At 45.3% G+C, this 6,630-nt stretch carries 6 protein-coding genes; 4 read left to right on the plus strand and 2 right to left on the minus strand.

What is annotated here, in order from left to right:
- The first annotated feature begins 142 nt into the window (after positions 1 to 142).
- Genes KNQ15_RS06065 through KNQ15_RS06075 form a run of 3 tightly spaced genes read left to right on the plus strand, consistent with a single transcriptional unit; the run spans position 143 to position 2,076 of the window.
- Entirely contained in the window at positions 143 to 760 is a 618-nt protein-coding gene (locus KNQ15_RS06065; protein ID WP_029341959.1) for a hypothetical protein, read from the plus strand.
- 48 nt (positions 761 to 808) lie between these two features.
- Positions 809 to 1,603, plus strand: a complete 795-nt coding sequence (locus KNQ15_RS06070; RefSeq protein ID WP_029341960.1) for a thymidylate synthase — start codon at positions 809 to 811, stop codon at positions 1,601 to 1,603.
- The gene (locus tag KNQ15_RS06075; protein ID WP_029341961.1) at positions 1,600 to 2,076 is read left to right on the plus strand and encodes a dihydrofolate reductase; all 477 of its coding nucleotides are present in this window, start codon (positions 1,600 to 1,602) and stop codon (positions 2,074 to 2,076) included. The genes KNQ15_RS06070 and KNQ15_RS06075 overlap by 4 nt, the downstream gene beginning before the upstream one ends.
- Positions 2,077 to 2,126: 50 nt before the next feature.
- Here KNQ15_RS06075 and KNQ15_RS06080 read toward each other — a convergent pair whose 3' ends face one another.
- Positions 2,127 to 3,644, minus strand: coding sequence for a GGDEF domain-containing response regulator (locus KNQ15_RS06080; RefSeq protein WP_047395518.1), 1,518 nt, complete (start codon positions 3,642 to 3,644; stop codon positions 2,127 to 2,129).
- 80 nt (positions 3,645 to 3,724) lie between these two features.
- Complete coding sequence (gene fumC, locus KNQ15_RS06085) at positions 3,725 to 5,119, minus strand: class II fumarate hydratase (RefSeq protein ID WP_029341963.1); 1,395 nt, start codon at positions 5,117 to 5,119, stop codon at positions 3,725 to 3,727.
- Positions 5,120 to 5,235: 116 nt separating this feature from the next.
- Here fumC and KNQ15_RS06090 point away from each other — a divergent pair, with 116 nt between their 5' ends.
- On the plus strand, positions 5,236 to 6,540 hold the full coding sequence (locus tag KNQ15_RS06090; protein WP_214728331.1) for a hemolysin family protein: 1,305 nt from the start codon (positions 5,236 to 5,238) through the stop codon (positions 6,538 to 6,540).
- Positions 6,541 to 6,630 lie beyond the last annotated feature (90 nt).

Consider the following 6,630-nt stretch of genomic DNA (forward strand, 5'->3'; position numbering starts at 1 on the left):
TCTCACAACGTCATCTTAACATGTCCATGAGAGGTGCTCAAGCAAGAACCTCTACATATTTGATATCATGAAATATGAAATACAGGTGTTTACTACATCCAAGATGATGGGAAAGAAAGGTATGAGAAAGGAGTGTGGATAAATGTATCGTCGATATTTGCTCTTCCTTGTCTGGACGATTGCTATTGTCTTCATCTTATTATTTGGAAATAATCGTGTCTTTCCGGAAGGTTTCTTGATTTCGTTTTTACGTTTCGACCAAAGTCAATTTGATACTTCTGCTTTAAGTTTATTTGCTTTACTCGGTATTTATCCGTTCGCTTTCTTTTTACTATTTCTAGATGAGAAACGATTCATGCGACCTGGACCGCTCGTCGCAAGTATTGGATCCTTCTTCTTAGGTGCCTTCGTGTTGATGCCTTATGTCGCTCTCGCTATTCCTAGGAAAACTTTTCTTCCTTTTCGTCGTCGAGGATGGATTCCGACCGTCGTCGCCTTACTTAGCGTCGTGACGACATTATTACTGTGGATTGCTCTTGCTCGGTCTGATTGGAGTATATTCCGCATCTACTTTGAGACCAATCAATTCGTTCGAACGATGACCGTCGATTTGTTATTATTCTACATTCTACAAGTCTATTTGCTCCGGCGCATTCGTCTTCGGAATGCACAGTCATTAAAGTGGCAAGACGTGATTCCGCTCTTTGGTTTATTCCGCTATCTATTCGCAAGACATTTACCGACATCCTCAAAATCTTAATTTATGGTACAATGAAATTTGGATTTTTTGAAAAGGAGCTGTCATCCGATGGAACAATATCATGCACTTTGCGAACACATTTTGGAACACGGAACAAAAAAGGAAGACCGGACGGGAACGGGAACGCTCAGCGTGTTTGGTCACCAAATGCGCTTCTCCCTTCAAGATGGCTTTCCTCTCATTACGACGAAAAAGTTACATATGAAGTCGATCATCCATGAGTTGATTTGGTTCATCTCGGGTGATACGAATATTCGTTATCTACAGGAAAATGGTGTGCGGATTTGGAACGAATGGGCAGATGAGAACGGAGATCTAGGTCCTGTTTACGGAGCACAATGGCGCTCTTTTCCACGTCCAGATGGCACGACGGTTGATCAGCTGGCACAAGTCATTGAACAGATCAAGACGAATCCGGATTCTCGTCGTTTGATCGTCAGTGCTTGGAATCCTGGACAAGTCGATGAGATGGCTTTACCGCCCTGTCATCTCTTGTTCCAATTTTATGTCGCTGACGGAAAACTATCATGCCAATTGTATCAACGTTCAGCTGATGTTTTCTTAGGCGTACCATTCAATATTGCATCTTATGCGTTACTGACACATATGATTGCTCATGTGTGTGGACTTGAAGTCGGAGACTTCGTTCATACGCTCGGTGACGCTCATATCTATTCGAACCATGTGGAACAAGTCAATCTTCAGTTGACACGTACCCCTAAAAAATTACCGACGCTGCGCTTCGCTCGAACAGTCGATCGTATCGAAGACTTCCGCTTCGAAGACATCATCATTGAAGGCTATGATCCTGATCCTCACATTAAAGGTGTGGTAGCCGTATGATCACACATATCGTAGCGTATACAAAAAATCATGTCATCGGTCGTGACAATGCGATGCCTTGGCATCTTCCAGCTGATTTGGCTCACTTCAAACGTACGACGATTGGCAAACCGATCATCATGGGACGAAAGACGTTCGAATCCATCGGAAGACCGTTGCCCGGTCGAGAGAACATCGTCATTACGCGCGATCAGACGTTTGCAGCCGAAGGTGTAACGGTATGGCATGATCTATCTGCTTTACAACCATACGTCGATTCAGAAGAAGAAGTCTTTTTAATTGGTGGTGGAGAGTTGTTTGCTCAAACGCTTCCTCTTGCTCGCCGCTTGTATGTCACCGAAATTGATGCGGTTCTTTCTGGAGATGTACATTATCCCGAAATCCCGTCTTCATTTCAGATTACTTCCGAAATACATTATGATGCGGTCGAGGGAAACGATTATCCGTTCATCATTCGTCGATATGATCAGTAACCAAAAACCAGCCACATTGCTCCGTGTAACGGACGAATGTGGCTGGTTTTCTATGGAATTTGCATGATCCATTCAGTAATCCATTCCTCCATATCAGAATCGATCTGTGAGGTCATGATATAGTCTGTCGCACCGCATGATAGCGCATTGGCTAAACGATCGTCTTCTTGATCCGTCACGACCAAAATATCAATGATCGATTCCCGTTGTTGTCTCCACTCTTCTAATCGTACAAAGTTCTCTCTTACTACTTGATCAAGTGAAAGAATCGCCAATTGTAATTGCGTCGTCCGTCGATCGTCTAGCGGAATCACCTCAATATGGTATTTCGGATGATCCGGCATATCAAGAGTATGTACCTGTTTGAGCAATCCTTGCTCGACACGGATATAGACCGGTATTTTTTCGATGGATATCGCTGTCGAATAGGACACCACTTGATTACGGCCGTTACGTTTCGCTTGATACAAAGCTTCATCTGCCTCCGCTGTTGCTTGCGCCAGGGATGTGTGGAGATCAAAAGAAAAGGATAGACCAATCGAAATCGTTACTCTTAATCCGTTCGCAAAAATATGGCGCTCGACGCGCTCGCGAATTTTATTCATACTCGCAACTGCTTGCGGTAATGTTTCTGCTGAAAACAATAAGATGAATTCCTCACCACCAAAACGAATGAATTCATCGTCGAGACGAGCAGCTTGTTGAACGACGGTAGCTAATTCGGAAAGGACCAAATCCCCTGTTGGATGTCCATGTAAATCATTGATCCGCTTAAAATGATCGATATCAAAAATCGCTAGCCCAAATGTCCGCTGTTCACGTTCGAGACGTGCTACGCGACGATCAAAAGCATTTTGGAGATATTTCCGATTATAAGCTCCCGTCAATTCATCGACCAAGATCGTCGAAGATACGACCCTTAATTTTCGTAAGAGTCTCGCTAGACGAACATGCCGTTCTTCATTCGGCACTGTTTCATCCCAGTAGTCATCGGCTCCCATCTCATAGCTGACTTGACGAATTTCAGACCGGTTCGGACCTACGATGATGACGGGAACGAATGCCGACTCCATTTGTTTGATCAGTTTTTTAAACAACTCTAATGAATCCACGATAGATGCATGGTCGATGATGACGGCATCCATCGCAATATCATGTGATATCGACAACGTGTCTTCCACCGAACTGAAGAATCGTGACATATAGCGCTCCTGTTCGAGCGATTTCTTCCATTTGATATTTTCAAGAAAACGTCTTGTCACAGTGACCACCAATTCTTTTCGAATTCGATTGGCGCGTGAGCGTTCCGACAACTGATCGACGATGGGTTGCAGCAATTCTTTGACGCTTGACTGCGAAATGACAGCGTCCATTTGTTCCCACGTCACTTTTTCACGGCTGACTTGATCAGCGAGTCCCTTAAAGAGCTCTTCTCTCCCGAGTCCTTCGAGCCAGCTGGCTAAAGCTAGCAATTCTGTCCGTGGTACGTTCGGCATTCGAAGTAATGTCTCTACCATGACAATCGTTTGTTGCAGTTGTTTTTCTGCCCGTTTTCGACTCCGTTCCATCCAATCCCCTCTCTTTCTATAGATCCGAAGAACCGTCCTCGGATAAAGAGAAAGCGAGGGAATTCCCCCGCTTTTTCAACTCACGCTTTTAAGTTCGGACGGACCATATCTGCTGGTACGATCCATTGATCATATTGTTCTTCTGTTAATAAACCTGTCGCAAGTGCTGCTTCTTTTAGAGTGGATCCTGACTGATGCGCCGCTTTCGCAATTTTCGCCGCATTCTCATATCCGATGTGCGGGTTGAGTGCAGTGACGAGCATCAACGAACGTTCGACGTTTTCAGCGATGACGGACTGTTCTGGTTCGATTCCGATCGCACAATGGTCATTGAACGAATGCAAGGCGTCTGTCAATAAACGAACGGATTGAATGAAGTTATACATGATGACCGGTTTAAAGACGTTTAGTTCGAAATTCCCTTGACTTGCAGCAAAACCAATCGTTGCATCGTTTCCAAGAACTTGCGCTGCGACCATCGTCAACGCTTCACTTTGAGTCGGATTGACTTTCCCCGGCATGATTGAGCTTCCCGGCTCATTTTCTGGAATCGTGATTTCACCGATTCCTGCTCGTGGACCTGATGCGAGCCAGCGGACATCGTTCGCGATCTTCATCGCGTCCATCGCTAGCGCTTTGACCGCTCCATGTGTGAAGACGAGTTGATCGTGGCTCGTTAAGGCATGGAATTTGTTTTCCGCGCTTGTGAATTCATATCCCGTTTCTTCACTCATCTTTTTCGCAGCCAAATCACCGAACTCAGGATGAGCGTTGATGCCGGTTCCGACTGCCGTACCGCCGATTGCTAATTCCGTTAACGGATCAAGCGTCCGTTCGATCATTTGCTTCGAAAGTGCAAGCATCCGGACCCAACCACTGATTTCTTGACCGAGTGTGATCGGTGTAGCATCTTGCAAGTGTGTCCGTCCAATTTTGACGATATCCGCAAACGCGTTCGCTTTTTCGTCAAGTGTCGCATGCAGAGCATCAATCGCTGGGAATAGTGATTCCAGCAAGACTGTTTTTGCCGCTAAATGCATTGCTGTCGGATATGTATCATTTGAACTTTGTGATTTGTTGACGTCATCATTCGGATGAATTGTCGTCTCACTACCTTGTTCTTTTAACTTGCGTGTCGCGACCCGAGCGATCACTTCGTTGACGTTCATATTGGATTGTGTACCTGAACCCGTTTGCCAAACGACAAGCGGAAACTCATCATCGAATTTCCCCGCGATGATTTCGTCACATACTTCAGCGATGACACCCGCTTTTTCTGCCTCAAGCACGCCTAAGTCACGGTTCGCAAGTGCTGCTCCTTTTTTCAGGACTGCAAAGGCACGAATGACTTCAATCGGCATTTTTTCCGTTCCGATCTTAAAGTTTTCTAGACTACGTTGTGTTTGTGCGCCCCATTCCTGCGCTTCTGGTACACGAATTTCCCCCATCGTGTCACGTTCTACACGGTATTCCATAAACAAATTCCCCCTTTTAATTACTTCTCTTCTAGTTTACCGGAAAGCTTGCGGAATGGGAATGAGGGAGACAGTTTTGGGGAATAGTTTATTATCGAAAAAGGAGTGAAGATTTTATGTGGTTGATAAATTTAATGATTGTTTTGTTATTGATTCTGGCAAACGGCATTTTTGCGATGACCGAACTCGCTTTGCTTTCCTCAAAACGTCCGAAATTGGAAAAAGCAGCGAATAATGGTAAGAAGTCAGCCCATGTCGCGTTAGAGTTACTCGATCGCCCGACCGATCTGTTATCGACCGTACAAGTCGGCATCACGTTGATCGGAATCGTCAATGGTGCATTTGGTGGTGCCGCATTATCTGGTCCTGTCATCAACTGGCTCGCTCAATTTGAATGGATGGCTCCTTATGCCAGTACAATTGGCTATATTCTCGTCGTAACGATCATTACCTACATTTCGCTTGTCATCGGTGAACTTGTTCCTAAGCGTATCGCCCTTGTCAGTCCTGAACGGGTTACGATGTGGCTTGCCCCACCGATGCGTTTTTTCTCAATCGTGCTTCGACCATTCATTTGGGTTCTAAGTAAGTCGACGAGTTCCATCTTCCGTTTGATTGGTTTGGATCGCCTACAGACAGAAGACGAGACGGAAGACGAAGTCCGGCAATTACTGATTCGTGGTACGCAAGAGGGAACCTTCAACCGGTCTGAAGCGGAGCAAGTCTCTCGTGTGTTTGATTTTCATGATTTGTACGCTTACGAACTGATGGAGCCGCGTACCGTTACCGAATGGATTGACTTAGCGGATGACTCCGACACGATCTTACAAGAGCTTCGGCAAGCGCGACATCGAAACTTACCGGTTGGTCATGGTGACTTGGATCACTTCGTCGGTTTCATTGATGCGAAAGAAGTGCTATCAACGGAACGACCTGTTCAGGAACTGGAACGACTGATTCAGTCACCGCTGATTGTTCCCCGTCAATTAAAAGCAACCGTTTTACTCGAACGGATGCGGAAGGAAACTGTATCAATTGCTTTCGTTTTAGACGAGTACGGGGGGTTCCTCGGTATGATTACTTTATTTGATATTCTCGAAGCATTTGTCGGTGAGATTTCAAGCGTCGAGGAAGAACCGGAACTCGTCATGCGGAAAGATGGGTCGTTCCTCGCTGATGGATTATTGCACATCGATGATTTGAAACGAACGCTCGGTTATACAGATGACTTACCTGGAGAACAGTTGAACGCCTATCATACGGTTGCTGGTTTAATTTTATATACGTTAGGTGATGTACCCTCCCGTGGGAGTACTGTCGAAATTGGACCGTATCGGTTTGAAGTCGTCGATTTAGACGGACGACGCGTCGACCAAATTTTGATTGAGCGCATCGAACATAAACAAACACCCCTACCGTGAGTGAACTGCCCCATAAAAGTTGGACATAAAAATCCAACTTTTATGGGGTGTTTTTTATGGTCAAATATACAAAGGCGTTTAAAGTCCAAG

The sequence above is a fragment of the Exiguobacterium sp. s168 genome (genome assembly GCF_018619035.1).
GTDB lineage: Bacteria > Bacillota > Bacilli > Exiguobacteriales > Exiguobacteriaceae > Exiguobacterium_A > Exiguobacterium_A acetylicum.

Coding starts and splice junctions, on each gene's coding strand:
- KNQ15_RS06075 (WP_029341961.1), top strand. CDS start 1,600: ATGATCACACATATCGTAGCGTATACAAAAAATCATGTCATCGGTCGT.
- fumC (WP_029341963.1), bottom strand. CDS start 5,119: ATGGAATACCGTGTAGAACGTGACACGATGGGGGAAATTCGTGTACCA.
- KNQ15_RS06090 (WP_214728331.1), top strand. CDS start 5,236: ATGTGGTTGATAAATTTAATGATTGTTTTGTTATTGATTCTGGCAAAC.
- KNQ15_RS06080 (WP_047395518.1), bottom strand. CDS start 3,644: ATGGAACGGAGTCGAAAACGGGCAGAAAAACAACTGCAACAAACGATT.
- KNQ15_RS06070 (WP_029341960.1), top strand. CDS start 809: ATGGAACAATATCATGCACTTTGCGAACACATTTTGGAACACGGAACA.
- KNQ15_RS06065 (WP_029341959.1), top strand. CDS start 143: ATGTATCGTCGATATTTGCTCTTCCTTGTCTGGACGATTGCTATTGTC.